24 protein-coding genes are annotated in these 26,364 nt (G+C 69.3%); 8 read left to right on the forward strand and 16 right to left on the reverse strand.

Annotation, left to right across the window (positions count from 1 at the left end; genetic code table 11):
• Positions 1-6 precede the first annotated feature (6 nt).
• The 8 genes from BBK82_RS04535 to BBK82_RS04570 form a co-directional block, all read right to left on the reverse strand.
• Entirely contained in the window at positions 7-1,515 is a 1,509-nt protein-coding gene (locus tag BBK82_RS04535; RefSeq protein ID WP_065913867.1) for an alkaline phosphatase D family protein, read from the reverse strand.
• Positions 1,516-1,592: 77 nt separating this feature from the next.
• Positions 1,593-2,297 (reverse strand): ESX secretion-associated protein EspG, encoded by a 705-nt coding sequence (locus BBK82_RS04540; RefSeq protein ID WP_065913868.1) that lies wholly within the window; start codon positions 2,295-2,297, stop codon positions 1,593-1,595.
• Positions 2,294-3,583: a WXG100 family type VII secretion target gene (locus BBK82_RS04545; RefSeq protein ID WP_065913869.1), complete on the reverse strand. Its 1,290-nt coding sequence runs from the start codon at positions 3,581-3,583 to the stop codon at positions 2,294-2,296. Before BBK82_RS04545 ends, BBK82_RS04540 begins: the two co-directional genes overlap by 4 nt.
• The gene (locus tag BBK82_RS04550; RefSeq protein ID WP_065913870.1) at positions 3,580-4,188 is read right to left on the reverse strand and encodes a DUF3558 domain-containing protein; all 609 of its coding nucleotides are present in this window, start codon (positions 4,186-4,188) and stop codon (positions 3,580-3,582) included. Before BBK82_RS04550 ends, BBK82_RS04545 begins: the two co-directional genes overlap by 4 nt.
• Before the next feature lie 4 nt (positions 4,189-4,192).
• Positions 4,193-4,498, reverse strand: coding sequence for a PE domain-containing protein (locus BBK82_RS04555; protein WP_065913871.1), 306 nt, complete (start codon positions 4,496-4,498; stop codon positions 4,193-4,195).
• Between the two features lie 115 nt (positions 4,499-4,613).
• Complete coding sequence (locus tag BBK82_RS04560; protein ID WP_065920811.1) at positions 4,614-4,970, reverse strand: DUF4233 domain-containing protein; 357 nt, start codon at positions 4,968-4,970, stop codon at positions 4,614-4,616.
• A 41-nt stretch (positions 4,971-5,011) separates the two neighbouring features.
• Positions 5,012-6,349 (reverse strand): bifunctional tetrahydrofolate synthase/dihydrofolate synthase, encoded by a 1,338-nt coding sequence (gene folC, locus BBK82_RS04565; RefSeq protein WP_065913872.1) that lies wholly within the window; start codon positions 6,347-6,349, stop codon positions 5,012-5,014.
• A gap of 5 nt (positions 6,350-6,354) precedes the next feature.
• A complete protein-coding gene (locus tag BBK82_RS04570) occupies positions 6,355-8,982 on the reverse strand; it encodes a valine--tRNA ligase (RefSeq protein ID WP_065913873.1) in 2,628 nt (875 codons plus the stop codon).
• A gap of 85 nt (positions 8,983-9,067) precedes the next feature.
• On the opposite strand from BBK82_RS04570, the gene BBK82_RS04575 reads away from it, so the two are divergent.
• Entirely contained in the window at positions 9,068-9,955 is an 888-nt protein-coding gene (locus BBK82_RS04575) for a hypothetical protein (protein ID WP_065913874.1), read from the forward strand.
• Positions 9,956-10,104: 149 nt separating this feature from the next.
• A complete protein-coding gene (locus BBK82_RS04580) occupies positions 10,105-12,393 on the forward strand; it encodes an FdhF/YdeP family oxidoreductase (protein WP_065913875.1) in 2,289 nt (762 codons plus the stop codon).
• On the opposite strand, the gene BBK82_RS49730 is transcribed toward BBK82_RS04580, so the two are convergent.
• From BBK82_RS49730 to BBK82_RS04595, 4 genes are all read right to left on the reverse strand, one after another.
• Complete coding sequence (locus BBK82_RS49730) at positions 12,394-12,552, reverse strand: hypothetical protein (protein ID WP_154697062.1); 159 nt, start codon at positions 12,550-12,552, stop codon at positions 12,394-12,396.
• Between the two features lie 24 nt (positions 12,553-12,576).
• On the reverse strand, positions 12,577-13,134 hold the full coding sequence (locus BBK82_RS04585; RefSeq protein WP_065920812.1) for a winged helix-turn-helix domain-containing protein: 558 nt from the start codon (positions 13,132-13,134) through the stop codon (positions 12,577-12,579).
• A 71-nt stretch (positions 13,135-13,205) separates the two neighbouring features.
• Complete coding sequence (locus BBK82_RS04590; protein WP_065913876.1) at positions 13,206-13,697, reverse strand: hypothetical protein; 492 nt, start codon at positions 13,695-13,697, stop codon at positions 13,206-13,208.
• Between the two features lie 46 nt (positions 13,698-13,743).
• Positions 13,744-15,258, reverse strand: coding sequence for a phytoene desaturase family protein (locus tag BBK82_RS04595; RefSeq protein WP_065913877.1), 1,515 nt, complete (start codon positions 15,256-15,258; stop codon positions 13,744-13,746).
• Between the two features lie 65 nt (positions 15,259-15,323).
• On the opposite strand from BBK82_RS04595, the gene fdhD reads away from it, so the two are divergent.
• Genes fdhD through BBK82_RS04620 form a run of 5 tightly spaced genes read left to right on the forward strand, consistent with a single transcriptional unit; the run spans position 15,324 to position 20,128 of the window.
• Positions 15,324-16,151 carry a formate dehydrogenase accessory sulfurtransferase FdhD gene (fdhD, locus tag BBK82_RS04600; protein ID WP_065913878.1) on the forward strand — a complete coding sequence of 276 codons (828 nt, stop codon included), beginning with the start codon at positions 15,324-15,326 and terminating at the stop codon, positions 16,149-16,151.
• A complete protein-coding gene (locus BBK82_RS04605) occupies positions 16,138-17,268 on the forward strand; it encodes a CaiB/BaiF CoA transferase family protein (RefSeq protein ID WP_065913879.1) in 1,131 nt (376 codons plus the stop codon). Before fdhD ends, BBK82_RS04605 begins: the two co-directional genes overlap by 14 nt.
• A gap of 35 nt (positions 17,269-17,303) precedes the next feature.
• Positions 17,304-18,182: an alpha/beta hydrolase gene (locus BBK82_RS04610; RefSeq protein WP_065913880.1), complete on the forward strand. Its 879-nt coding sequence runs from the start codon at positions 17,304-17,306 to the stop codon at positions 18,180-18,182.
• Between the two features lie 25 nt (positions 18,183-18,207).
• Positions 18,208-18,786: an RBBP9/YdeN family alpha/beta hydrolase gene (locus tag BBK82_RS04615; RefSeq protein ID WP_065913881.1), complete on the forward strand. Its 579-nt coding sequence runs from the start codon at positions 18,208-18,210 to the stop codon at positions 18,784-18,786.
• A 22-nt stretch (positions 18,787-18,808) separates the two neighbouring features.
• Entirely contained in the window at positions 18,809-20,128 is a 1,320-nt protein-coding gene (locus BBK82_RS04620) for a serine hydrolase domain-containing protein (RefSeq protein WP_065913882.1), read from the forward strand.
• Positions 20,129-20,183: 55 nt separating this feature from the next.
• On the opposite strand, the gene clpX is transcribed toward BBK82_RS04620, so the two are convergent.
• The 4 genes from clpX to tig all read right to left on the reverse strand — a co-directional run bounded on the left by clpX (position 20,184) and on the right by tig (position 24,441).
• Complete coding sequence (gene clpX / locus BBK82_RS04625) at positions 20,184-21,464, reverse strand: ATP-dependent Clp protease ATP-binding subunit ClpX (protein ID WP_045316808.1); 1,281 nt, start codon at positions 21,462-21,464, stop codon at positions 20,184-20,186.
• A 244-nt stretch (positions 21,465-21,708) separates the two neighbouring features.
• The gene (locus BBK82_RS04630) at positions 21,709-22,323 is read right to left on the reverse strand and encodes an ATP-dependent Clp protease proteolytic subunit (RefSeq protein ID WP_154697940.1); all 615 of its coding nucleotides are present in this window, start codon (positions 22,321-22,323) and stop codon (positions 21,709-21,711) included.
• 35 nt (positions 22,324-22,358) lie between these two features.
• Positions 22,359-22,946: an ATP-dependent Clp protease proteolytic subunit gene (locus BBK82_RS04635; protein ID WP_065920813.1), complete on the reverse strand. Its 588-nt coding sequence runs from the start codon at positions 22,944-22,946 to the stop codon at positions 22,359-22,361.
• A gap of 145 nt (positions 22,947-23,091) precedes the next feature.
• The gene (gene tig / locus BBK82_RS04640) at positions 23,092-24,441 is read right to left on the reverse strand and encodes a trigger factor (protein WP_065913883.1); all 1,350 of its coding nucleotides are present in this window, start codon (positions 24,439-24,441) and stop codon (positions 23,092-23,094) included.
• A gap of 427 nt (positions 24,442-24,868) precedes the next feature.
• On the opposite strand from tig, the gene BBK82_RS04645 reads away from it, so the two are divergent.
• Complete coding sequence (locus tag BBK82_RS04645; RefSeq protein ID WP_065913884.1) at positions 24,869-25,768, forward strand: LysR family transcriptional regulator; 900 nt, start codon at positions 24,869-24,871, stop codon at positions 25,766-25,768.
• The last annotated feature ends 596 nt before the right edge of the window (positions 25,769-26,364 follow it).

Here is a 26,364-nt window from a genome sequence, read left to right on the forward strand (position 1 = left end):
CGATCTTCAGCGCGCCTTGAGCGTTTTGGACCAGAGCGCTGCGCCGGTTGCGTCGCGCAGCCAGACCGTGAACTCGTCGCGGTCGGCCTTGACCTCGCCGAAGTGCTGGAAACCGTCGAGCGGGGTGGTGTTGGCGGCCGGTGGGGCGTGCACGAAGACCGCTTCCGGGCCGAACGTCGGGTCGAGCGTGTTCGGGCCGAACGCGCCGGAGTGCAGCGGGCCGGAGACGAACTCCCAGAAGGGGTCGAAGTCGCCGACGGCGGCGCGGTCCGGGGAGTAGTGGTGGGCGGCGGTGTAGTGGACGTCCGCGGTCAGCCACACCGTGTTGCGCACCCGGCGCCTCTTGATCTCACGCAGCACCCACGCGATCTCGTGCTCGCGGCCGTTCGGTGCGCCCGGCAGGCCGTTCGCGACGCCCTCGATGTCCGCGCCGTCCGGGACGGTCAGGCCGATCGGCAGGTCGGCGGCGATCACCTTCCACGTGGCGGTGCTGCGGGCGAGGCTGTCGACGAGCCACTTCGCCTGTGCCGCACCGAGGATGACGCCCGGCTGGTCCTTCGGCGAGGTGTTGCGGTCCTTGTAGGTGCGCATGTCGAGCACGAACACCTCGACGTTGCGGCCGTAGGCGAACTTCCGGTACACGCGACCGTCCACGGCGCGGTGGCGGTCGATCGGCATCCACTCGTGGAACGCCTGGAAAGCCCGCTGTGCCAGCACGTCCACGCGCTTCTCGGTGTAGAGCGGGTTGTCGAGAATCTCACCCGGATACCAGTTGTTGGTGACCTCGTGGTCGTCCCACTGCGCGAAGACCGGCACCTCGGCGGCGAACCGGCGGACGTTGTCGTCGAGCAGGTTGTAGGCGAACTGGCCGCGGTACTCGTCGAGCGTCTCGGCGACCTTGAGCTTCTCCGGCGTGACGACGTTGCGCCAGATCCGGCCGTCCGGCAGCGTCACCGACTCCTTCATCGGGTTGTCGGAGTAGACGCTGTCGCCGCTGTGGATGAAGAAGTCGGGGCGGCGGTCGGCCATCGCGGAGAAGATCGGCATGCCGCCGAGGTCCGGGTTGATGCCCCAGCCCTGGCCGGCGACGTCACCGGACCACACGAACCGCACCTCGTCGCGGCCGAGCGGGGCGGTGGTGAAGCTGCCGGTGACGGGCGCGCTGCGGGTGCGGCCGTGCAGGTCCTCGGCGGTGACGCGGTAGTAGGCGCGGCGGCCGGGCAGCAGGCTCGACACGCGGACGTGGCCGGTACCGCCGGTCTCCGGTGTGAGCAACGGACCGCGGATGCGCCGGGAGAAGCGGAACTGCGGGTCGTTGGACACCTCGACGAGCATCCGGGAGGGACGGTCGGCGCGGGTCCAGACGATGCCACCGTCCCAGGTGACGTCACCGGACTGCACGCCGTGGGTGAGCAGCGGCCGGTCCGTCTTCGCGAGGCCGATCCCGTTCGGCACCAGCGCTGCCGCGGTGCCCAGTGCGCCTGCCTTGAACAACGTGCGTCGGTCGAAGGTCATGCGCGGTTTCTAGTCGCCGCTTCTGACCGGCGGCCGAACCCGGGGTGAACTTCGCGTCCACCCCGGCCGGCGCGCGGTCACGTCAGGCGCTTGAGCCAGTCGGTGATGATCTGGCGCGAGGCGGGCGTGGCGTGCACCCACGTCTGCTGGTTCTGGTCGGTGTACTTGACCACGAGCCAGCGGCCGTCCTCGAAGTCGATCGTGGTGAGGAAGCTCTTGGCGCGCTGGCGTTCGTCGCCGCTGCGCCGGGCCGTGTACAGCTTCGCCGTACCCTTGCGGGGCTGGGCCAGCAGCTGCCGCAGCGCCATCGACGACGACGCCTTGCCCGGCTGGTGCGTGTTGATCTCCGACTCGTGCACGTTGATCGACGCACCCTTGCCGGCGGGGACGTCGGGCAGCTGCATCGCGAGCACCTCCGGCGCGTTCTCCGGCCGGATCGGGTGCAGCTGCACGAACCCGTCCTCGTGCAACGCGAGCACGCCGTGCTGCGAGTTCGCCGCGACCACCACCGGCCGGGTCTCGTTCGGCGTGACCGCGATCCACGCCGAGTAGTCCGCGTCGGCCTTGGCGATCAGGTGCAACGTGCCGCGCACGTCCGGGTGGTCCAGGCCCACCCGGCGCAGCTCGCCGATGACGTCGCGCTCGATCACCGCGCGCTCGTCCTCGGTCTCCCCCGGCGACTCCACGTGCAGCGCCGGGTGGAACCGGCCCAGCCGCTCCTGCTTCCACAGCACGTCGAACGCGAGGTCCGACAGCTGGATGGAGGATCGAAGCACGCTCACCCCCCGATCGTCGGCGGTGCGACCATCGGCATGTCACCGATGAGCTCGTTGGTGTTCTCCTCGGTGACCAGGTAGTCCGCGGACTTGTGCTCCTTGTCCTCGTCCCCCTGGCCCCTGGCACCGGCGCCACCCATGCCGCCCATGCCGGCCGCACCGGCCTTGCCCGCCGCGCCGGCTGTTGCACCCGCGCGGTTGGCGGCGTTGGCGTTCTCACCCATGCCGCTGAACATGCCGGCCTTGTTGCCGGGCTGGCTGCCCGTGCCGCTGCCGGTACCCGTGCCCGTACCCGCGCTGCCGCCGAGGCCGCCGGTGCCGAACTTGCCACCGCCACCCGCACCCGGTCCGCCGAGCTTGCCGCCGCCCGCACCGACCGCCGGACCGCGTCCGCCGCCATCCGGACCGCCGGGCACACCGATCGGCGGGATGCCCGCGGTGATCGGGCGGTCGATGACGCTGCCGATCGGGGGCTTGTTGGTGCCCAGACCGAGGTCGCCACCGGGCTTGAGACCGCCGCCGCCTCCGCCGCCACCACCGCCGGTGCCGCCGCCGGGGGACCAGCTGGTGGTGGTGTCGCCGTTGCCGATGCCGGTCGGCGGGGTGAAGGTGCTGCCGGTGGGGCCCTGCGGGGAACCGGTGGGGCTCGGGAAGCCGGTGCTGCCGGACGGGCGGGTGATGCCGCTCGTGTTCGTGGTGTTGTTCTGGTTGTTGCTGCCGCTGTTGTCGACGACCTGGACGTTCAGGTTGTCCGCCGTGACACCGGGGAACTCCTGCGGCAGCTCACCGCGGTTGGTGTTGCTCGCGCCCTGGAACTCGGTGTAGATGCGGCGGTTGTGCGCCTCGTCGCCCTGGTACTTGTTCGCCGCGTCCTCGGTGTCGGTGTCCCAGGGCGTGACGTCGTCCCAGAAACCCGTGTCCGGCGCCTTCTCCGGCATGTTCCGCAGCTGCGCCTTGTTGTAGTTGAACTGGTAGACCTGGTTCGACAACGACTGGTCGGCCTGCCGCAGCGCGTCCTGCATCTGGATCATGGCCTGGTTGATCGGGTTGCCCGCCGTCTGCGCGGCGTCGGCGCTCGCACCGGTCCACGACTCGCCCAGCGTCTCGCCGACCCGCTTCAGCCGCGCCTCCAGCTGCGCGTAGGTCTGACCGAGCTCGGTGGCCTTGTCCGCCGCGTGCTGGGCGGAGCCGGTGCCGGGGCCACCGTGCATCTGGGCGTAGATCTGGTGCCCGGTGAACCCGTCCGCGCGGGTGTTGTCCTCTGTGGCGCAGCTGGGCGCGGGCCGTGTCATTTCGCACCTGCCTTGATCGTGGTGATCGCCAGATTCGCGAACTCGGTGAGCGAGCCGCACGGGTCAGCGAAGCGGGGGCTGCCGCTCAGACTGCTGAAGGTGAAGAGGATGGCCCTGTCGTCGGAGACACCGACGGAGATCTCGCAGTTGCCCTGCGCGCGCAGATCAGCTGCCAAGGTCAACGCGGCCGGGTAGCCCTGGATGGCGGGCAGCTCCTCGAACGCGGCATAGGTGCCGTTGTCCTTGTTGGCGTAGATGGTGCCGAGGTTCGTGCCGTCCGGCAGGATCACCAGACCGGGAGACGACCTGGCCGCCGTGTTCACACCGGTCCACAGGCACGCCTTGCCGGGGGCGGTGGTGTTCACCTTGCCGGTGACGCCGGTCAGCCCGAACGCCTCGACCTGGGCGGGGGTGACCGCGGTGCACGGCGCGGCCTCGAAGACCGTGACGTCGAGCGGGGTGCCGACCTTCGGCGCCCCGCCGCTCTGGCCGGTGCCGGTCGGCTGGGAGGTGGGCGTCGGGGTGCCGGTGGTGCCACCGCTGCTGCCGCACCCGGCCAGCAGGGCGAGAGCGGCGGTGCCGGCGACGATCGTTCGGATCTGCACCGGCTCAGTCCCTCGGCTTCATGTCGGCTTCGTTGCCCTGCTCGGTGCGCTCGTACTGCTTGAGCGTCGCCGTGAGGTTCTTGATCCTGGCGTCCAGCGTCAGCTGGAGCTGCTTGTTCGACTGCTGGTGCATGCTGCCCGCGGTGACGGCGTGACCCGCGTAGACGACGCTCGGCCGGTCCAGGCCGGCTGCCTTGACGGCGACCAGCGCGTTGCCGGTCTGCTCGGCGGTCACGAGCTCGGCGAGGATCGCCTCGTACTCCTTGATGGCGGCGCGCAGTGTGTCCAGATCGACCTTGGTCCCGCTCATGCCCCAGACCTTCCCCCTGCGGATTCGTGCGGCGAAAATCATACCGCCGATCAACAGGGGGCGTCCCGGGTTCACGGCACGATCGGATGAAGTGGCACCAAGCGGCCAGCCGACCTCAGGCCTGTTGTTGCTGGGACGGCAGGCGTCCCTCGGCCATCCGCTTGAGCAGGTCCTTGCGCAGCCACAGCAGGTAGGCCCACACCAGCGCGAAGATCACGCCGATGACGCCCAGCGCCGGCAGCAGGATCCAGGTCGCGATCAGCAGGACGTGCAGGGCCACCAGGACCGCGATGGCCCAGGGGCGGCGGACGAAGGCGCACAGGGCGATGAAGGCGGCGATGAAGCCGAACGTCACCCAGCCGACGAGCGAGGTGACGCCGCCGTGCAGCTTCGCGATGACCGGCAGGGCCAGTGCCACGACGATGACCTCGAGGATGAGGGTGCCCGCCATGATGCCGCGGAAGGCCTTCATCGGGTCCTTCTTGGGCACCGGTGCCGGAACGGGGGTGTCGCTCACGCCGGCTCCTTTCCGAACAGGGCACGGGCCTCGCCCGCGGTGACGACGGAGCCGGTGACGATGACGCCGCCGCCGGACAGTTCCTCCTCGGTGAGGTGGATGGCCTCGTCGATGGCGTCGACCAGGCGGGGGCGGACCTCGAAGCGGTCCTCGCCGAAGATCGGGACGGCGAGGCCGGCCAGCACGTCGGGGTCCATGGCGCGCGGGGAGGAGTTGGTGGTGATCACCAGCTCGGAGACGACCGGTTCGAGTGCGGAGAGGATGCCCTCGGCGTCCTTGTCGGACATCACGGCGACGACGGCCACGAGCTTGCGGAAGCCGAACTCGGACTCCAGGGCGCGAGCCAGCGCCGCCGCGCCGTGCGGGTTGTGCGCGGCGTCGACGAAGACGTTCGGCGCGGAGCGGACGCGTTCGAGGCGACCGGGCGAGACGACCGTGGCGAAGCCTTCGCGGATCGCCTCGATGTCGAGCTGGCGGTCGGCGCCGGCGCCGAAGAACGCCTCCACCGCGGCCAGTGCCAGTGCGGCGTTCGCGGCCTGGTGCTCGCCGTGCAGCGGCAGGAAGATGTCCTCGTAGACGCCGCCGAGTCCCTGCAGCGTCACGAGCTGGCCGCCGACGGCGACCGCGCGGGAGACGACGCCGAACTCGCTGCCGAAGCGCGCGACCGTGGCGTCGACCTCGGCCACCCGCTCCAGGACCACCCTCATCGCTTCCGGGGTCTGCTCACCGATCACGGCGACCGAGCCGGGCTTGATGATGCCGGCCTTCTCGGTCGCGATGTCCTCGACCCGGTTGCCCAGGTACTCGGTGTGGTCGATGGAGATCGGCGTGAGGATCGCGATGCGGGCGTCCGCGATCGAGGTCGCGTCCCACGTGCCGCCCATGCCGACCTCGACGACCGCGACGTCGACCGGTGCGTCGGCGAAGGCGGCGTAGGCCATGCCGGTGAGCACCTCGAACTTGCTCATCCGGATCTCGGACCGGGTGTCGACCATCGCGACGTACGGCTCGATGTCGCGGAAGACCTCGACGTAGCGCTCCGGGCTGACCGGCTGGTTGTCCAGGCTGATCCGCTCGGTCGCGAGCTGCAGGTGCGGGCTCGTGTAGCGGCCGGTGCGCAGGCCGATGCGCGTGAAGAGCGCATCGACCATGCGCGACGTCGACGTCTTGCCGTTCGTGCCCGTCAGCTGCACGACCGGGTAGCTCGTCTGGGGGTCGCCCAGCACGTGCGCCAGCGCCTTGATCCGGTCCAGCGACGGCTCGAGCTTCGTCTCGGGCCAGCGCTGGTTGAGCTCGTTCTCGACGTCGAGGAACTCGTCGAGGTTGGTGTCCACTGTTGTTACGCCTCCGGCAGCGCGGCCAGGCGCTCGTTGATGCGGGCGATCTCGGACTCGGCGGTGGCCTTGCGCTCCTCGATCTTGGCCTTGACGTCGGCGGGAGCCTTGGCGAGGAACGCCTCGTTGCCCAGCTTCTTCGTCGTGCCCTCGAGCTCCTTCTGCGCCACGGCCAGGTCCTTCGCGAGGCGCTTGCGCTCCGCGGCGACGTCGATCGCGCCGGACAGGTCCAGCTCGACCTTCACCGCGCCCTTGGGCAGGCCGACCTCCAGCGTGGCGGAGACGGTGAACTCCTCCCCCGGCTCGGTCAGGCGCGTTATCGAGCGGACCGACGGCACCTGGTCGGTCAACCCGACGCAGCACGCGCCGCGGACCTTGCCCGCGACCTTCTGGCCCGGCTTGAGGCCCTGCTCGGAGCGGAACCGGCGGATCTCGGTGGCCAGTTTCTTCAGGCCCTCGATCTCGGCCTTCGCGTCCGCGTCCCGCTCGGCACCGGACGGCGTCGGCCACGAGGCGATGACGAGGGACTCCTCGCCGGTCAGCGTGGTCCACAGCGTCTCGGTGATGAACGGGATCGCCGGGTGCAGCAGGCGCAGCAGCGTGTCCAGGACGTGGCCCAGGACCGACTGCGTGGACTCGACCCGGCCGTCGGCGAGCTGGACCTTCGCGATCTCCAGGTACCAGTCGCAGAACTCGTCCCAGGTGAAGCTGTACAGCGCCTCACAGGCACGGGAGAACTGGAACGCCTCGAAGTTCGTGTCCACAGTGGACACGAGAGCGTCGAGCTCGTCGAGGATCCACCGGTCGGCCGCCGTCAGCTCGGAGCGCTCCGGCAGCGGACGGGCGACCGTCGCACCGTTGGCGAGCGCGAACCTGGTGGCGTTCCACAGCTTCGTGGTGAAGTTGCGGGAACCGGCCGCCCACTCCTCGGCGACGGCCATGTCCGAACCGGGGTTCGTGCCGCGCAGCAACGTGAACCGGGTGGCGTCGGCGCCGTAGCGCTCCATCCAGTCCAGCGGGTCGATGCCGTTGCCCTTGGACTTCGACATCTTCTTGCCGTGCTGGTCCCGGATGAGGCCGTGCAGGAAGACGTGGTCGAACGGCTGGACGTCGTCCATCGCGTACAGGCCGAACATCATCATCCGGACGACCCAGAAGAACAGGATGTCGTAGCCGGTCGAGAGAACGGACGTCGGGTAGAACTTGCGGAGGTCCTCGGTGGACTCCGGCCAGCCCAGCGTCGAGAACGGCCACAGGCCCGAGGAGAACCAGGTGTCGAGGACGTCCTCGTCCTGGCGCCAGCCCTCACCGGTCGGGACCTCGTCGTCCGGTCCGACGCAGACGACCTCGCCGGCCGGGCCGTACCAGACCGGGATCCGGTGGCCCCACCACAGCTGGCGCGAGATGCACCAGTCGTGCAGGTTGTCGGTCCAGTCGAAGTACCGCTTGTTCAGCTCGGCCGGGTGGATCTTGGTGCGGCCGTCGCGGACGGCGGCCGACGCCTTGGCCGCGATGCTCTCGACCTTGACCCACCACTGCAGCGACAGGCGCGGCTCGACGACCGTGTTGCACCGCGAGCAGTGCCCGACGGAGTGGACGTACGGCCGCTTCTCGGCGACGATCCGGCCCTCGGCGCGCAACGCGGCGACGATCGCCGGACGCGCCTCGAACCGGTCGAGGCCCAGGAACGGGCCGTTCGCCGTGATGGTGGCGCGGCCGTCCATGACCGTGAGGTTCGGCAGGCCGTGGCGCTGGCCGATCTCGAAGTCGTTCGGGTCGTGGGCAGGGGTGACCTTGACCGCGCCGGTGCCGAACTTCGGGTCGACGTGGGAGTCGGCGACGACCGGGATCCTGCGGCCGGTCAGCGGCAGCTCGACCTCGGTGCCGATGAGGTGCCGGTAGCGCTCGTCGTCCGGGTGGACGGCGACCGCGGTGTCACCCAGCATCGTCTCGGCGCGCGTGGTCGCGACGACGATCGACGCGTCACCGTCGCCGTAGCGGATCGAGACGAGCTCGCCCTCGTCCTCGCTGTGGTCGACCTCGATGTCGGAGAGCGCCGTCTGGCAGCGCGGGCACCAGTTGATGATCCGCTCGGCCTGGTAGATCAGGCCGTCGTCGTACATCTTCTTGAAGATCGTCTGGACGGCGCGCGAGAGCCCCTCGTCCATGGTGAAGCGCTCGCGCGACCAGTCGATGCCGTCGCCGAGCCGCTTCATCTGGTCGAGGATCTTGCCGCCGTACTCCTCTTTCCACTCCCAGACGCGCTCGACGAACTTCTCGCGCCCGAGGTCCTGCCGCGACAGGCCCTGCTTCGCGAGGTCGCGCTCGACGGCGTTCTGCGTCGCGATGCCGGCGTGGTCCATGCCCGGCAGCCACAGGACCTCGTACCCCTGCATGCGGCGGCGCCGGGTGAGCGCGTCCATCACGCTGTGGTTCATCGCGTGGCCCATGTGCAGGCTGCCGGTGACGTTCGGCGGGGGCAGCACGATCGTGAACGGCGGCTTGTCGCTCTTGACGTCCGCCTCGAAGTACCGCCGGTCGACCCACCGCTGGTACAGCTCCGCCTCTACCTCCGCCGGAGTCCACGCGGCGGGGAGGTCAGGACGCTGGGTTGCGGTGTCGAGTTCAGTCACAGCTGACAAGTCTACGGAGGCCTGGCTATCGACTTACACCGAGATACCTGCTAACGCACGGGCCACCACCTAAGATCCGCGGGCTGTGAGCATCCCTGGGGGAATCGAAGACCATCCCGACCTGAAGGACGACGCCTGGATCCGTGCGGCGAACAGACGCGCCAAGCAGGAGGTCCGCAGGCAACGCAGACAGGCGCGCATGCGCAGGCACGGCGGCAAGGTCGTGTCCGCGGTCGCGCTCGTCGTGATCATCGGGGTGGTGGCCGCGCTGTACCAGGCGGGCAGGTTCGGCGAGCTCTCGCTGCCGGACCTGCGGGGCGCCTACAAGGGCGTCGACACCTCGCAGCCGTTCGCGCGCACACCTGCGGAGAAGTGGGCCGACGGCGAGGCCGGGATCGTCGCGCCGGACCAGGACCCGGAGTACGCGCCGGTCTACGAGGCCGTGCGCAAAGCCGTCGTCGCCGCGCACCTGGACCCGAGGATGGTGGTCGAGCGCGACCGGGAGCCGTTCCTCGCGCTGCTGGCGCAGCCGTCGGCCGAGGACGTCGAGCCGATCACCGACACGGTCCTGTGGACGCGCACCAAGGAGGGCACGAAGCTGCTTCCGGTGCCGGTCAAGGTGGACGGGCGGATGTGGCCCGGTCGCGACGAGAACGGGCTGCCGGTCGTGCACACCAGCTACCGGTTCGCCTACGCGTTCGACCCCGGCGAGATGAAGAACTCGCTGTTCGAGCAGACCGACCTGCTCGCGATGGTGCGGGCAGACGTGGACTTCCAGCTCGACGCCGAGGGCCTGTGGGTCATCAAGGTCGACGGCTACCACTACATGATGGCCTGCCGGGCGTCAAAGGACGGCTACCTGGCGCCGATGTTCACCGAGAAGCGCAAGAGCGACGGCGAGAGCAGTGAACGCGGGCCCGAGGAGTGGTTCGCGTCCAACGCACCGATTCCCGACACGGGTGGATGCGACTGATCACTCGTTCAGAGGTGCCGAGCGACCGTGACGGCGATCACAATTGACCGTCACGGACCGTTCAACCCCTTGGGGCCCGTGATGGCGACGCCGCCGCGTTCTTCGGGGGCGCTGGCGGCGCCGACGTCGATCGGCGTTGAATGAAGGACATGAGCAGCAAGCCTCCGCAGCACGACGTCGACGAGTCCGCGCTCGAAGTCTCCACGCCGAAGACCTGGGCGGCGGGCATCCCCGGCGTCCTCGTCTCGCTCGACCGCGCGGTCGAGCAGATGGGCGTCAGCCGGACGGTCAAGACGTTGCGCCTGCTCAACCAGCGTGAAGGGTTCGACTGCCCCGGTTGCGCCTGGCCGGAGCCGCAGGGACATCGCAAGATGGCGGAGTTCTGCGAGAACGGCGCGAAGGCGGTGGCCGAGGAGGCCACCAAGCGCCGCATCGGGCCGGAGTTCTTCGCCCGGAACTCCATCTACAGCCTGCGGACGAAGACCGACTACTGGCTCGGCCAGCAGGGCCGCATCACCGAGCCGATGGTCCTGCGGCCGGGTGCGACGCACTACACACCGATCAGCTGGGACGACGCGTTCACGCTCGTGGCCGACGAGCTGACAGCGTTGTCATCGCCGGACGAGGCGATCTTCTACACCTCCGGCCGCACCAGCAACGAGGCGGCGTTCCTCTACCAGCTGCTGGTCCGCTCCTTCGGCACCAACAACCTGCCGGACTGCTCGAACATGTGCCACGAGTCGTCGGGCTCGGCGCTGATCGAGACCATCGGCATCGGCAAGGGCTCGGTGTCGATCAAGGACTTCGACCTCGCCGACCTGGTCGTGGTGATCGGCCAGAACCCCGGCACCAACCACCCGCGCATGCTCAGCGCGCTCGAGGACGCCAAGAAGAACGGCGCGAAGATCATCGCGATCAACCCGCTGCCGGAGGCGGGCCTGATGCGGTTCAAGAACCCGCAGAACGTCGCGGGCGTCGTCGGCAAGGGCACCGCCCTGAGCGACGAGTTCGTGCAGATCAAGGTCGGCGGCGACCAGGCGCTGTTCCAGGCGATCGGGCACCTGCTGCTGCAGTGGGACAAGGTCGACAAGGCGTTCATCGAGGCCAAGACGCACGGCTTCGAGGCCTACGCGGAGAGCCTGCGCGAGCTCGACTGGGACCGCGTGCTCACCGCGACCGGCCTCACCCGCGAGCAGATCACCCGCGTGGCCGGCATGTTCGTCGACTCGAAGGCCACCATCGCATGCTGGGCCATGGGTCTCACGCAGCACAAGCACAGCGTGCCGACGATCCGCGAGATCACGAACGTGATGTTCCTGCGCGGCATGATCGGCAAGCCGGGCGCGGGCCTGTGCCCGGTGCGCGGCCACTCGAACGTGCAGGGCGACCGCACGATGGGCATCTACGAGAAGATGCCGGAGCTCTTCCTCAAGGCGCTGGAGACCGAGTTCGGCATCCCGGTGCCGCGCAAGCACGGTTACGACACCGTCGACGCGATCAACGCCATGCGCCACGGCCGCGGCAAGGTGTTCATCGCGATGGGCGGCAACTTCGTGAGCGCCACCCCGGACACCCCGGTGACCGAGAAGGCGCTGGAGCAGTGCTCGTTGACCGTGCACGTCTCCACGAAGCTCAACCGCTCGCACGTGGTCCACGGCAAGACAGCGCTGATCCTGCCCGCGTTGGGACGCACGGAGAGCGACGTGCAGCACTCCGGTGAGCAGTTCGTGACGGTCGAGGACTCGATGTCGGTCGTGCACCGCTCGCGCGGCCGGCTCAAGCCCGCGTCCGAGCAGCTCCTGTCCGAGATCTCGATCGTCTGCCGGCTGGCGCGCAAGGTGCTCGGCAAGTCGCACCCGGTCGCCTGGGAGGACTTCGAGAAGGACTACGACGTCATCCGCGAGCACATCGCGCGGGTCGTCCCGGGTTGCGCCGACTACAACACGCGCGTGCGCCAGCCCGACGGTTTCGTGCTGCCGCACCCGCCGCGCGACTCGCAGGAGTTCGCGACGTCGACCGGCAAGGCGAACTTCACGGCGAACGAGCTGACCGTGATCGAGGTGCCGGAGGGCAGGCTGCTAATGCAGACCCTGCGCAGCCACGACCAGTACAACACCACGATCTACGGCCTGGACGACCGCTACCGGGGCGTGAAGGACGGCCGCCGGGTGGTGTTCGTGAACCCGGACGACCTGGTGGAGCTCGGGTTCTCCGACGGCCAGATGGTCAACATCGTGTCGGAGTGGAAGGACGACCCGACGGGCGTCGTCGAACGCCGCGCCGAGTCGTTCCGGATCGTCTCGTACTCGACCGCGCGCGGGTGCGTGGCCACGTACTTCCCGGAGGCGAACCCGTTGGTGCCGCTGGACTCCAAGGCGGACATCTCCGGGACGCCGACCTCGAAGTCGGTCATCGTGCGCCTGGAGCCCGCGGCCTGATCAGGCGTGCCGGACCCGGACGGACAGCCGTAACCGGCGCCGTTCGGGTTCTGCCGGAGCCTCGGCGGACTGCTTGACCAACCGGCGCGCCGCCGCGTCGGCCTCGAACTCCTGCTGACGCAACTTCGCGATAGCAAACGCATGGTCGTGTGACAGCACAGCGGTTCTCCTCGTGTGGGTTGGTTACTCGGGTGCGACCGCGACGCTCAGGAAGAGCCGGACCGGCCGCGCGCCTTCTGGCCGCAGCGACGGGTCGCCTGTCCGCTCGTTGAAGCGGTCGAGCAGCTCGGCCATCTCGGCATGCAGCTGCGCCATCTCCTCCTGGGTGACGAACATGGTGCGGCCGTCGATGCCGACGAAGTCCCGCCACTCCTGCGCGACGTGCTCGCGCTGGCGCGTCCGTTCCCGAATGCGCTCGAACTCCTGGTCCAGGAACGCCATCCCGGCCGCCTCGGCCGCAAGGGCGCCTTCCTCGTCGAGGCCCTCCGGCGAGATGATCTGCCGACGGCTGACCGCACGCCACGGCTTCTGCCGGCCAGGCCCCTCGACCTCCTCCACGAAGCCGTACTTGGCCAGCATGTTCAGGTGGTACGAGCAGCTGGCCACGCTCTCGCCGAGCACGGCGGAGCACTGCGTGGCGGTGCGCGGCCCCTGTTCGCCGAGCAGTTGGATCAGCTTCCAGCGGAACGGGTGCGAGAGCGCCCGCAGCGCCTTCGGGTCGGTGAGAGGTCCGTCGGTCATGCCACCGACGGTACGCATATCAAGAACCCTTTAGCAAGGTTCCTTGATATAGAAGTCTTGAGATACGCCCGTCACCAGTCCGGCGAGTTCCGCGCCACCGCCGTGACCAGCGGCAACGACTCGATGACCGGCACCCGCAGCAGCTCGGCGGGCACATCAGGGTCGCGCACCGTCTCGACCAGCTCGCGCAGCAACGCCCCCACCACGTCGTCCGCCGTCGAGTCGATCTCGGGGGCCAGGTCCCGCAACTGGGCCGCGGCCTCGTTCAGCACGCGCGGCCGCAGGGGTTCCTCCAGCATCAACGCCGCCAGCCGCAGCACCCGGCGGCTCGTGCGCAACCGCAGGCTGCGCGACGCCGACTCGGGACCGCCGGCGAGGCCCAGCCGGCCGCGGGTGCGGTCGATCCACGGCTCGACCGTCTCGCGGCGCCAGATCGGGCCGGACGCGAGCTCCGCGTCCGGCTCCGGGATGCCGTGCGAGCGGCGCTTGCGCCACACCGTGACGAGCTGCCTGCTCAGGCCCATGGCGTCGGCGATCTCCGCGATCCCGTAGAAGTCCCCCACGGCACCACTGTAACCAGAGATGACGCCTCACGTCATCAAGAATGTCTCAAATGCGTTCCAGCACGGCCCGTGCCGCGTTGTGGCCGCCGATGCCGCTGACCCCGCCGCCGCGCCGGGACCCCGCGCCGCACACGAAGACGTTGCCGACCTCGGTTTCCACGCCCCAGCGGCCGACCTCGTCGTCGCGCTCCGCGAACGGCCAGTCGAGCTCACCGTGGAAGATGTTGCCACCCGGCAGTCCGAGCTCCTCCTCCAGGTCCAGCGGGGTGCGGGCCTCGATGCACGGCTTGCCGTCGGCGTCCACCGCGAGGCAGTCCTGGACCGGCTCGACCAGGTGGGCGTTGAGCTGGTCGAGGTACCGCGCGACGAGCTCGTCGCGCAGCTGCTCGTTGCGGCCCTCGAACAACGAGGCAGGCAGGTGCAGGCCGAACAGCGTCAACGTCTCGTGACCCGCGAGCGACGGCCCGAGGATCGACGGGTCGGTCAGCGAGTGGCAGTACATCTCACCCGGCAGCACCGACGGCACCTGGCCGGCGGCGCTCTCCAGGTACGCGGTCTCCAGCTGGTCGTAGGACTCGTCGAGGTGGAACGTGCCGGCGAACGCGAGCCGCGCGTCCACACCGGACCGCAGCTCCGGCAGCCTGCGCAGCAGCATGTTGATCTTCAGCTGGCAGCCCGGCTCGTCGCGGACCTCCTTGCCCTGCAACCGTCCCAGCACCGAGGGGGCCACATTGGACAACACGAACCTGGCGTCCACCGCACCGTCGCTGTGCTCGACTCGCGCCGTCTCGCCGTCGGACTCGACGGAGGTGACCTCGACGCCGGTGACGATCTTCGCGCCGGCCTCGCGCGCGGCCCGTTCCAGCTCGGCGGTGACCGCGCCCATGCCACCGACCGGGACCTTCCACTCCCCCGTGCCGTTGCCGATGACGTGGTAGAGGAAGCACTTGTTGGCGCGCAACGAGTGCAGCGACGAGTGCGTGCCGATCAACGCGTCGGTCGCGACGACCCCGCGCACGAGGTTGTTCTCGAACAGCTCCTGCAGCGTGGCGCCGATCGGCCGTTCGAAGACCTGCTCCCACACCCGGCCGCGCGCCACCGCGTCCACGTGCACGCGCAGGTGGTCCCTGGGCACCAGCGGCTCCAGCAACGTCGGCGCCAGCGCACGGGCCATCAGTTCGAGGTCGGCGTACCAGCGCTGCCAGCGTTCCCAGTCGTCGAGGTCACCGCACACGTTCTGGAACGACTGCACGGTCGCCTCGCCCGGCGATCGTTCGACCAGCAGCCCGCCCTTGCCGTCGGGCGTGTAGGAGGACGCCGCCCGGGACTTGAGCGCGAGTTTCAGACCCAGATCCGTGACGATCCGGTCCGGCAGCAGGCTGACCAGGTAGGAGAACCGCGAGAGCCGGGCGTCGACACCGGCCCACGGTGACGCGCTCACCGCCGCGCCACCGACGTGCGGGAGCTTCTCCAGCACCGTCACCGACCTGCCGGCCCCGGCCAGGTACGCGGCCGCCACGAGCCCGTTGTGGCCGCCTCCCACGATCACGACGTCGTCCATGCCCCGAGATCCCTCCCACGTAGCCTGGTCGGTGGGGAACATAGCGGTCCGAAGGAGATGTGCACATGGGCCGAGTGACGGTGCGCCGAGCGGTCGAACGGGTGTCGTCGAGCGGTCGGCGGCGGCGGGTCGACGCGCTGGCCGCCGAGGAGCCGATGGAGCTGCGCGTCAACGGGCGGGCGTTGGCCGTCACGATGCGCACACCCGGCCAGGACGTCGAGCTCGCGCACGGCTTCCTGCTCAGCGAGGGCGTGATCGGGTCCGCCAGGGACGTGTCGACCGCGCGGTTCTGCGAGGGCACCGGGCCGGACGGGATGAACACCTACAACGTGCTCGACGTGGCCCTGGCACCCGGCGTCCCGGAGCCGGACACCGGGGTGGAGCGGAACTTCTACACCACCTCGTCGTGCGGCGTGTGCGGGAAGGGCGCGCTGGACGCGGTGAAGCTCAAGACCCGACACTCGCCCGCCGCCGACCCGGTGCGGGTCACCCCGGAGGCGCTGACGACGTTCCCGGACGCGTTGCGGGCCAGGCAGAAGGTCTTCGAGTCCACCGGCGGGCTGCACGCGGCCGGGCTCTTCCGCGACGGCGAGCTGCTGGTCGTGCGCGAGGACGTGGGCAGGCACAACGCCGTGGACAAGGTGCTGGGCTGGGCGGTGCTGCAGGACCTGGTACCGCTGACCGGGTCGGTGCTGATGGTGTCCGGGCGGGCGTCGTTCGAGCTGGTGCAGAAGGCCGCGATGGCCGGGATCGCGGTGCTGGCCGCGGTGTCCGCGCCGTCGTCGCTCGCGGTGGAGCTGGCCGAGGAGCAGGGCATGACCCTGGTCGGTTTCCTGCGCGGCGACTCGATGAACGTCTACACCGGCGGGGAGCGGGTCGTTGAGGCCGCTTGACGGTGTCGTGGTGGTGAGCCTGGAGCAGGCCGTCGCCGTGCCGTACGCGACCCGGCTGCTGGCCGACCTGGGCGCCCGCGTCATCAAGGTCGAACGGCCGGGCACCGGTGACTTCGCCCGGCACTACGACTCGGCGTGCGGCGAGGTGTCGTCGTACTTCGCGTGGACGAACATCGGCAAGGAGTCGGTGTCGCTCGACCTCTTCCACCCCGCCGGCCGCGAGGTGCTGACCAGGCTGGTCGAGCGGGCGGACGTGCTGCTGTGCAACCTGTCGCCGCGGGTGTGGCAACGGCTGGCGCTGGAGCTGCCGGACACCCTGGTCGTCGGTGAGCTGTCCGGCTACGGCTGGGACGGCCCGTACGCCGACCGCAAGGCGTTCGACGCGCTGGTGCAGTCCGAGGCGGGCCTGGTGTCGCTGACCGGCGAGGGTGACGTGGTGGCCCGCGCCGGGATCTCGGTGGCGGACATCGCGGCCGGGGTGCAGCTGCAGGCGGCGGTGCTGGCGGCGTTGCTGCAGAAGGCGCGGACCGGCCTGGGCACCCGGCTGCGGCTGTCGTTGTTCGACGCGCTGGCCGAGTGGATGCACCAGCCGATGCTCTACGCCGTCGGCACGGGTGCCGCCGCGCCGCGTTCCGGTGCGCACCACCCGAGCATCGCGCCGTACGGTCCGGTGGCCTGCGCGGACGGCTCGGTGCACCTGGCCGTGCAGAACGACGGGCAGTGGCAACGGTTGAGCGCTCTCATCGGCCTGGCACCGCAGGAGAGGTTCGCCACAGTCAGCTCCCGCGTCGAGCATCGAGCCGACCTGCACCGGCTGCTCGACCAGGCCTTCTCCGGCATGGCCGCGGCCGAGCTGCTGGCCGCGCTGGACGCCGCCGACGTACCGGCCGCGCTGACCCGCCCGATCACCGAACTGCCCGCTCATCCGCAGCTCAGCGGGTGGACCGACGTGCCGGTGCCCGGTGGTTCGGCACGGGTGCTGCCGCCGCCGGTGCGCGGCTTCGAGTGGTCACCGGGTGCGGTGCCGGAGCTCGGCCAGCACAATGATCAAGTGCTCCGCTGGCTGGGTTTCTCCGACGAGGAACTGACGTCGTTGCGCGCGCGTTCCGTCTTCTGAGAAACGAGGACCCCGACCGGCGCGATGAGGTGGGCATGGGGGAACCGAGGTACAGCCGCCGCACACTGCTCGCGGCCGTCGCCGTCGTCATCGCGACCGCCGCCGGCACCGCGGTGCACGTCTCGGCCCACCGCACCACCGAGCACCAGATCGCCACGACCGACCGCGTGGCGGCCAGGACCGGCGTCGAGCCGGCGATCCGCTTCGAGCGCGTCTACTCGGCTGCCCGCCGCCGCGAGGTGACGCTGGCGTTCTTCACCCCCACGAACGCGGCCCCGCGCGGCCTGCCGATGTCGATCCTGCTGCACGGCCTGCACGGCAACGCCCGTGACGCCGCGGTCGGCGACATCGCCGAGAACCTCGCCGACGCCGTGGCGAAGGGCTCGGTGCCCGCGTTCGGCTTCGTCGCGGTCGACGGCGGCGACAGCTACTGGCACGAGAACGTCCCCGGCGACGACCCGATGAGGATGCTGCTCGACGAGGTCCCCGGCTGGCTGCACGAGCGCGGCTACGGCGACCCGTTCGCCGTCACCGGCGTCTCGATGGGCGGCTTCGGCGCGCTCGTGTACGCCCGGCGCAGGGCCGAGCGCGGTGACCCGGTCACCGCGACCGCCGCGATCTCCCCCGGCCTGATGACCTCGTGGCCGGAGATGGCCAGGCGGCGGGCGTTCAAGGACGAGGCCGAGTGGGCCGCGCTGGACCCGTTGCGGCACCCCCGCTCCACCGGGCCGACCGCCCTGGGCCTGTGGGTCGGCGACCGCGACCGGTTCGCCGCGGGCACCCGGCGGTTCATCCGCGCGGAGAGGCCGGAGGTCGGCGTGGTGAAGCCGGGCGGGCACGACGACAGCTTCTACCGCAAGATCACGCCGGACGTGATCCGGTTCCTGGCCAAGTACGCCAAGAAGGCCGTCTGAACGCGCTCAGCACTACTGTGGTGGCATGTCGCTGCCCCACCTGCTCCTCATCCACGGCTGGACCGGTTCGGGCCCGGAACACTGGCAGACCTGGCTCGCCCGCACCGTCGCCGAGCACGGCGGCCTCGTCGACATGCCGCACTTCAGCGACCCGGACGCACCCGACCTGAGCACGTGGCTGCGCGAGCTCGACACGCACCTCGAAGCCGCGCCGACCGACCGCGAACGCGTCGTCATCGCCCACTCGCTCGGCTGCTACCTGTGGCTGCACCACGCCGCCCGCCACGACATCGCGCACGTGGACCGCGTGCTGCTGGTGGCCCCGCCCGCACCGGACTACCCGGAGCCGGCGATCAAGACGTTCTTCCCGGCCCCGCTCGACCCGGCTGGACTGCGCCGCGCGGCCACCGACACGCGCCTGGTCATCGGCGACGGCGACCCGTACCTGCCGGTGCCGCTCGGCAAGCAGCTCGCCGAGTCGTTGCGCATCGAGGTCGACGTGGTGCCCGGCGCCGGGCACATCAACGTCGACGCGGGCTACGGCGAGTGGCCGTCGGTGCTCAAGTGGGTCCGGTCGAGGACGGTGCCTCTCTCACCGCGCTAGCGACGTCACTTCCGGGGGGAACGTGAACAACAACGCCGAGTGGCTCGCCCGCCAGCTGCCCGAGCTCGTCGAGGAACACGGTGTCGTCGGCGCTCAGGTGGCCGTGCTGGCCGACGGGAAGGTCTTCGACGCGGCGGCCGGGGTGCTGAACACCACGACCGGTGCGCCGGTGACGTCCGAGTCGCTGTTCCAGATCGGGTCGATCACCAAGGTCTGGACGGCCACGCTGGTGCTGCAGCTGGTGCACGAGGGCCTGCTCGACCTCGACCGGCCGGTCCGCGCGGTGCTGCCGGACTTCCGGCTCGCCGACGAGGGGGTCGCCGAGGTCGTCACGCCGAGGCAGCTGCTGTGCCACACCGGCGGCTTCGAGGGCGACCAGTGGTTCGACACCGGTGTCGGCGACGACTGCGTGGCGAAGTGGGTCGCGCGGCTGGCCGACGCCCGGCAGCTGCACGCGCCGGGCGAGCGCTACTCGTACTGCAACGCCGGCTACGTGACGCTCGGCCGGATCGTGGAGGTGTCGCGCGGCAAGCCTTTCCACGTCGTGCTGCGGGAACGCCTCGTCGAGCCGCTCGGCCTGGACCACGTCGCCGTGCACCTCGACGAGTACCCCCAGCACGTGGTCGCCGAGGGGCACATGCCGATCGACGGCACGCAGACGCCCGTCGACCGGCCGATGCCCAGTTCGGACGCCCCTGCCGGGTCCGCGTTCGCGATGAACGCGCGCGCTCTCGCCAGCTTTGCCCGTATGCACCTGGAGACGACGACGTACGACGAGATGCGCGTGCAACAGGTCGAGACACCGGACATGGGCAACGGAGGCGGCGGCTGGGGCCTGGGCTGGGCGCTGCACCGCTACCGGGACGGTTCGACCGGTGTGGGCCACGGCGGCGCGACGATCGGCTCGTTCGCGTTCCTGCGGGTGCTGCCGGAGACCGGGGTCGCGGTGGCGGTGCTGACGAACGGCGGCGCGGCCGGGAAGCTCTCCCGCGAGGTGTTCACCCACCTGCTGGGCGTCGAGATGCTCCCGGTGCCCGTGCCGCCGGAGATCCCGGTCCCGGTCGATCCCGCGATCGCCGGCGTCTACCGCTCGTCCGCGATCAACCTCCACGTGACACCGGCGCCCGACGGTCGCGTGCGGGTGCGCTACGAGCCGAGGAACTGGGTCGCACGGGCGTCGACGGTGGTCGCCGAGGACGGCATCGAGTTCACCGGTCTGAGCGACCACACCCTGATCGCCGTGGACGCCCCCCACCCCGTACTGGCGATGGGCGACGGCTGGCTGCACTTCGGCCGCCTCGCCGTCCGCACGTCCACGCCAGGCGAATGGTTCGACAGCTGACACGCCGAAGGGGCGCCCGGTGTGCACCAGGCGCCCCTTCCGGCAGAACTCGAACTCAGGCCGACTTCTCGCGCCTCTCCCGGCGCGAGGGCTGCCGGGCGACGATGGTCGGGTTCACGTTCTCCTTGACCGTCTGCTCGGTGATCACGACCTTGGCGACGTCCGTGCGGCTCGGGATGTCGTACATCACCGGGAGCAGGACCTCTTCCATGATCGCGCGCAGGCCGCGAGCACCCGTTCCGCGCAGGATCGCCTGGTCGGCGACCGCCTCCAGCGCGGTCTTGGTGAACTCGAGCTCGACGCCGTCCATCTCGAAGAGCTTCTGGTACTGCTTGACCAGCGCGTTCTTCGGCTCGGTGAGGATCATCACCAGCGACGGCTTGTCGAGGTTCGTGACGGAGGCGACCATCGGCAGACGCCCGATGAACTCGGGGATCAGGCCGAACTTGATCAGGTCCTCCGGCATGGAGTCGGCGAAGAAGTCCGACGCCTCGACCTCGGCCTTGGAGCGGACCTCGGCACCGAAGCCGAGCCCGCGCTTGCCGACCCGGTCCTGGATGATCTTCTCCAGGCCCGCGAAGGCGCCGGCCACGATGAACAGCACGTTCGTCGTGTCGATCTGGATGAACTCCTGGTGCGGGTGCTTGCGGCCGCCCTGCGGTGGCACCGATGCGGTGGTGCCTTCCAGGATCTTCAACAGCGCCTGCTGCACGCCCTCGCCGGAGACGTCGCGCGTGATCGACGGGTTTTCACTCTTTCGAGCGATCTTGTCGACCTCGTCGATGTAGATGATGCCCGTCTCGGCCCGCTTGACGTCGTAGTCGGCGGCTTGGATGAGCTTCAACAGGATGTTCTCGACGTCCTCGCCGACGTATCCCGCCTCCGTCAGCGCGGTCGCGTCGGCGATGGCGAACGGAACGTTCAGCATCTTCGCGAGCGTCTGCGCGAGATAGGTCTTGCCGCAACCCGTCGGGCCCAGCATCAGGATGTTCGACTTGGCCAGCTCGACGCCGTCGTCACGACCCTCGCGTCCGCGGTCGCCCGCCTGGATGCGCTTGTAGTGGTTGTAGACAGCGACCGAGAGGGTGCGCTTCGCGTCGGACTGGCCGATGACGTACTGGTCGAGGAACTCGTGGATCTCGGCGGGCTTCGGCAGCTCGTCGAGCTTCACGTCGCCGGCTTCCGCCAGCTCCTCCTCGATGATCTCGTTGCAGAGATCGATGCACTCATCGCAGATGTAGACGCCGGGGCCGGCGATGAGTTTCTTCACCTGCTTCTGGCTCTTTCCGCAGAAAGAGCATTTCAGCAAGTCGCCGCCGTCACCGATACGCGCCATGACCGCTGACCTATGTCCCCTCCGGCGCACACCTGCTGTAGTGCGCCTGCTGACTTGCTGTGGCAGTCCCACTGGCTGTGGGTGCTTCGCCCGTTCTCCTGACGGTACCTGGCCTACCCCGTTTCAGGGGAGGACCAGCGTCCCTCCGACGCCCCGATCAGGCCAGTTAACCGGTCACATCGGCGTGTCGGGTGGGCAGACGGTTCCCGAGGGCTGGGTTCTCAGCCCTCGGGACACGACGCCGCTAGGACTTCGCGGAGAGCTTGCGGTAGGGCAGCACGGAGTCGACGATGCCGTACTCCTTGGCCTCGTCGGCCGTCAGGATGCGGTCGCGCTCGATGCTCTCGCGAACCTCCTCCGCCGTCCGGTTGGTGTGCCGCGCGAGGGTGGACTCCATCAGGCGGCGCACGCGCTGGATCTCGTTCGACTGGATCTCCAGGTCGGACACCTGACCGTACGCGCCCTCCATGGAGGGCTGGTGGATCAGGATTCGCGCGTTCGGCAGCGCGTGGCGCTTGCCGGGCGTGCCGGCGGCCAGCAGCACCGCGGCGGCCGAGGCGGCCTGGCCGAGGCAGTACGTCTGGATGTCCGGGCGCACGAACTGCATGGTGTCGTAGATGGCCATCAGCGAGGTGAACGAGCCACCCGGCGAGTTGATGTACATCAGGATGTCGCGGTCCGGGTCCTCGGACTCGAGGACCAGAAGCTGCGCCATGACGTCGTTGGCCGAAGCGTCGTCAACCTGCACGCCGAGGAAGATGATGCGCTCCTCGAACAGCTTGTTGTACGGGTTCGACTCCTTCATGCCGTAGCTGGTGCGCTCGACGAACGACGGCAGCACGTACCGCGACTGAGGCATGTGGAACTGGCTCACTTGAGGTCTCCTAGCTGACGTCAGTTGTTCGAGTCGCCGACGGGCTGCGACCGGGTGACGACCTTGTCGACGAAGCCGTACTCCAGCGCTTCCTGCGCCGTGAACCAGCGGTCGCGGTCGGAGTCGGCGATGATGCGCTCCACCGGCTGGCCGGTGTGCTCCGCGATCAGCTCGGCCATCTCGCGCTTGGTGCGCGTCAGCATGTCCGCCTGGATCGCGATGTCCGCGGCCGTACCACCGACACCGGCCGAAGGCTGGTGCATGAGGATGCGGGCGTGCGGGAGCGCCTGACGCTTGCCGGGGGCACCGGCGGAGAGCAGGAACTGCCCCATCGAGGCGGCGAGACCCATCGCGACGGTGGCCACGTCCGGCTCGATGAGCTGCATCGTGTCGTAGATGGCCATGCCCGCCGTGACGGAACCACCCGGCGAGTTGATGTAGAGGGTGATGTCCTTCTCGGGGTCCTCAGCGGCGAGGAGCAGCAGCTGAGCGGTGATCTGGTTGGCGATGCCCTCTTCGACCTGCGATCCCAGGACGATGATCCGCTCGCGGAGCAGCCGCTCGTACACCGAGTCGTTGAGGTTCATCCCGGCGGTGGCCGACCGCATCTCGGGGGTCGGGAAGGAGTGCTGCGTCACGTCTGCCTGCCTAACTCCAGGTGGAACGAATCTGGAAGCGAAATCTCTCTGCGATCGACCTTAACGAAGGCGGGCGGCGTCAGATGCCCGACACCGCCCGCGTTCGCTGACAGCGTTACTGCTCGGTGCTGTCCTCATCGGACTTGGTCTCGCCGAAGAGCTCGTCGAGGTCCAGCTTGGTGCCCGAGGTGTCGCTCACCTCGGCCTGGCGCACGACGCTCGCGAGCGCCTTGCCGCGGCGGACGTCGGCGAAGATCGCGCCGAGCTGGCCCGACTGCTGCGCGCGCTTGACGTACTCGTCGGGGGAGATGCCGAAGCGCTGGGCCTGGTAGATGATCCGCTCGGTCAGCTCGCCGTCGGACACCGTGACCTGCTCGGCGTCGGCGATCGAGTCGAGCACGAGCTGCGTCTTGACGGCCTGCTCGGCGGCCTTGCGGAGCTCGGCGTCGAACTCCTCCTCCGACTGGCCCTGCTCCTCGAGCCACGCGGCGAACTTCGCGTCGTCGTGGTCGAAGGCGTGCACGGCGTCGTGCTTGCGAGCGTCGATCTCGCCCTGGACGATGCCCTCGGGCAGCGGGACCTCGGTGGTCTCCAGCAGCGCCTCGAGGACCTTGTCGCGGGCCTGCACGCCCTGCTGCATCTTCTTGACGCGGCCCAGGCGGGTCTGCAGGTCGGCCTTGAGCTCGTCGAGCGTGTCGAACTCGCTCGCGAGCTGCGCGAACTCGTCGTCGAGCTCGGGGAGCTGGCGCTCCTTCACCGTGTTGAGGACCACGGTGACCTCTGCCTCGCTGCCCTCGTGGGCGCCGGCGACCAGCGTGGTGCCGAAGGTCTTGGTCTCGCCCTCGGAGGCACCCACGAGCGCCTCGTCGATGCCCTCGACGAGCTGGCCGGAGCCGATCTCGTAGGACAGGCCGCTGGTGCGCGCCTCCTCGACCTCCTCGCCGTCGACCGTGGCGGACAGGTCGACGATGACGAAGTCACCGGTCTGCGCGGGGCGCGAGACACCGGTCAGCGTGCCGAAGCGGGCGCGGAGCTCGTCCAGCTGCGTGGTCACGTCCTCGTCCGTGACCTCCTGCTCGTCCACGGTCACCGCGAGCTCGCCGAACGCGGGCACGGTGATCTCGGGACGGACGTCGACCTCGGCCGTGAACTCGAGCGTCGCGCCGTCCTCGATCTTGGTGACCTCGAAGTCGGGACGACCCAGCGTGCGCACCTCACCGGCGTTGACCGCCTCCAGGTACTTGGCCGGGATGGCCTCCTGGATGACCTCGTCCAGGACCGGAGCGCGGCCGATGCGGCTCTCCAGCACCTTGGCGGGGGCCTTGCCGGGCCGGAAACCGGGGATGCGGACCTGCTTCGCGAGCTTCCGGTACGCCTGGTCGAAGTTCGACTTGAGCTCGTCGAACGGCACCTCGACGTTGATCCGGACCCTCGTCGGGCTCAGGTGCTCGACGGTGCTCTTCAACGTGGACTCCTCGATACGAACAAGAACGTGCAGACAGCCGGTACCGCCACTCGTGGCTCCCGGATTCCCAGCGAGTCTAGGCGAGCCCCGCCGTGTGACCGCCGCCACCCCGTCCCAGCCGCCCTCCCACCCGCTCCCGCGCGTGACAGAACCCGGCCGCGCAACCGTCCGGGAGCGCCGCTGTTGTTCGCTTGGCGAACTACTTAACCGAAAAGAACGGACCAACTACGGCCCGTTCAGCACCGCGTCTCAATTTCACTCTTTCGGCCGCTGCCGCACTTTCGCGACCGATCAAGATGACTCCATTGGCACCAATCCTCGCGGCACTTGCGACAGGTAGCGTTACGACCCTCGCACCATCCGTAACAGGACCACGGGAACGAGCGAGAAAAAGTCGTCGCACCGTTTTAATCCGAGGATCCGCCTGATGGAGACACGCCAGCTTCTCGCCTTCACAACCGTGGTTCAGACAGGGAGCTTCACCAAGGCCGCTGCCACGCTGAACTGCTCGCAGCCGACCATCACGACCCGCATCAAGGCCCTCGAGGAGGCACTCGGCGTCGTGCTATTCCGACGCCTGCCCCGAGGTATCCAGATGACCTCCGCAGGCGTGGAACTGCTCCCGTTCGCGCGAAACATCATCAACCTCACGGAAAAGGCCCGAAAAGCCATCACGATGAACGGCGAGCCCCACGGCAAACTCGTCATCGGTTCCGCACAGAGTTTGACCGACTACCGTCTGTTACCGCTCATCGAATACATGTGCTGGCGCTACCCGAGCGTCCAACTCTCCCTGCACTCCCGCAACGCCCTGAACAACCTCAACTCCGTCCGCGACGGCCAACTCGACTGCGCCTTCTTCATCGGCGCCATCGAACCCCGCGAGGGCCTCGAAACGACAGTCCTCTGCCCCGAGCCCCTGGTGATGGTCGCCGGCCCGAACCACATGCTCACCCAGCGCCAGTCCCTCACCGAGGACGACATCACCAGCAGCACCCTCATCCGCGCCGAGAACGGCGCCTCCTACCACGACCTCTTCGAAAACTCCCTGGCCTTCGACGAGACCCGCGCCCCGGTCCTGGAACTCGACTCGATCGACGCCGCCAAACGAGCAGTCTCCTCCGGCCTCGGCATCGCCCTCATGCCAGAGGTCACCGTCGCCTCCGAACTGGCCGACGGCAGGTTGGTCCGCTTGCCCTGGTCCCCGAACTTCCGCGTCTACACCCAGTTCGGCTGGCGCCAGGACAACTCGACGAACCCGGCGGTGACGGCTCTGGTCTCAGCGGCGGCGCAGGTGGTCAGCGACCAGGTGGCGTCCCTGACCTAGGGTTCTCCGCTCCGGTTGCCTGGGCTGGCCGGGTTGGCTGAGGCCAGGCTGGGGTGGACTAGGCCTGACTCACTCGATCGGGTGATCACTGTCCTGATCCGTCCTCGGTGACGTCTCCTAGACATGTCCCGAACACCTGACCTCAACCGCCTGCAGATATGGAAACGCGGGCACGGCACCACGCACGGTCCCGGCAACGCCGCGCAGCGGCTCGCTTTTGATCGAGCCGAAGGTGAGACGAAACGCCGACCCACCCAACTCAAGCGGCCCCGCGGTGGGTGGCTTCCCCGTCTAGCGCTCCGATCGTTTGCCGGGCACAGGGAGGGATGTCAACCGGGCACGCTCTTCGCCCGGTTGACATCCCTCCCTGGGTCTGGCTCGCTCTGGATCGCTGGACGGGGAAGCCACCCACCGCAACGCAAGCACCTACGCAACGCGCAGCCGCTCTACGAAACAGGCGTGCCATCTACCTGAGAGTGGCGCTGGACCAGGCTTCTTTGGGAGTGTCGGGGTCTGGGGCGGAGCCCCAGGAAGAAACCGCCACGAACCGCCCCACCCAACCCCCTACGGACGACAAACCGCCGCCCGCCATCGCA

Source organism: Lentzea guizhouensis (genome assembly GCF_001701025.1).
Classification (GTDB): Bacteria; Actinomycetota; Actinomycetes; order Mycobacteriales; family Pseudonocardiaceae; genus Lentzea; species Lentzea guizhouensis.

Excerpts from the sequence above, each read along its gene's own strand:
- BBK82_RS04535 (WP_065913867.1), bottom strand. The coding sequence starts at position 1,515 with ATGACCTTCGACCGACGCACGTTGTTCAAGGCAGGCGCACTGGGCACC.
- BBK82_RS04545 (WP_065913869.1), bottom strand. The coding sequence starts at position 3,583 with ATGACACGGCCCGCGCCCAGCTGCGCCACAGAGGACAACACCCGCGCG.
- BBK82_RS04555 (WP_065913871.1), bottom strand. The coding sequence starts at position 4,498 with ATGAGCGGGACCAAGGTCGATCTGGACACACTGCGCGCCGCCATCAAG.
- BBK82_RS04560 (WP_065920811.1), bottom strand. The coding sequence starts at position 4,970 with ATGAAGGCCTTCCGCGGCATCATGGCGGGCACCCTCATCCTCGAGGTC.
- BBK82_RS04580 (WP_065913875.1), top strand. The coding sequence starts at position 10,105 with ATGAGCAGCAAGCCTCCGCAGCACGACGTCGACGAGTCCGCGCTCGAA.
- BBK82_RS04585 (WP_065920812.1), bottom strand. The coding sequence starts at position 13,134 with ATGACCGACGGACCTCTCACCGACCCGAAGGCGCTGCGGGCGCTCTCG.
- BBK82_RS04595 (WP_065913877.1), bottom strand. The coding sequence starts at position 15,258 with ATGGACGACGTCGTGATCGTGGGAGGCGGCCACAACGGGCTCGTGGCG.
- fdhD (WP_065913878.1), top strand. The coding sequence starts at position 15,324 with ATGGGCCGAGTGACGGTGCGCCGAGCGGTCGAACGGGTGTCGTCGAGC.
- BBK82_RS04610 (WP_065913880.1), top strand. The coding sequence starts at position 17,304 with ATGGGGGAACCGAGGTACAGCCGCCGCACACTGCTCGCGGCCGTCGCC.
- BBK82_RS04615 (WP_065913881.1), top strand. The coding sequence starts at position 18,208 with ATGTCGCTGCCCCACCTGCTCCTCATCCACGGCTGGACCGGTTCGGGC.
- clpX (WP_045316808.1), bottom strand. The coding sequence starts at position 21,464 with ATGGCGCGTATCGGTGACGGCGGCGACTTGCTGAAATGCTCTTTCTGC.
- BBK82_RS04630 (WP_154697940.1), bottom strand. The coding sequence starts at position 22,323 with ATGCCTCAGTCGCGGTACGTGCTGCCGTCGTTCGTCGAGCGCACCAGC.
- BBK82_RS04635 (WP_065920813.1), bottom strand. The coding sequence starts at position 22,946 with ATGCGGTCGGCCACCGCCGGGATGAACCTCAACGACTCGGTGTACGAG.
- BBK82_RS04645 (WP_065913884.1), top strand. The coding sequence starts at position 24,869 with ATGGAGACACGCCAGCTTCTCGCCTTCACAACCGTGGTTCAGACAGGG.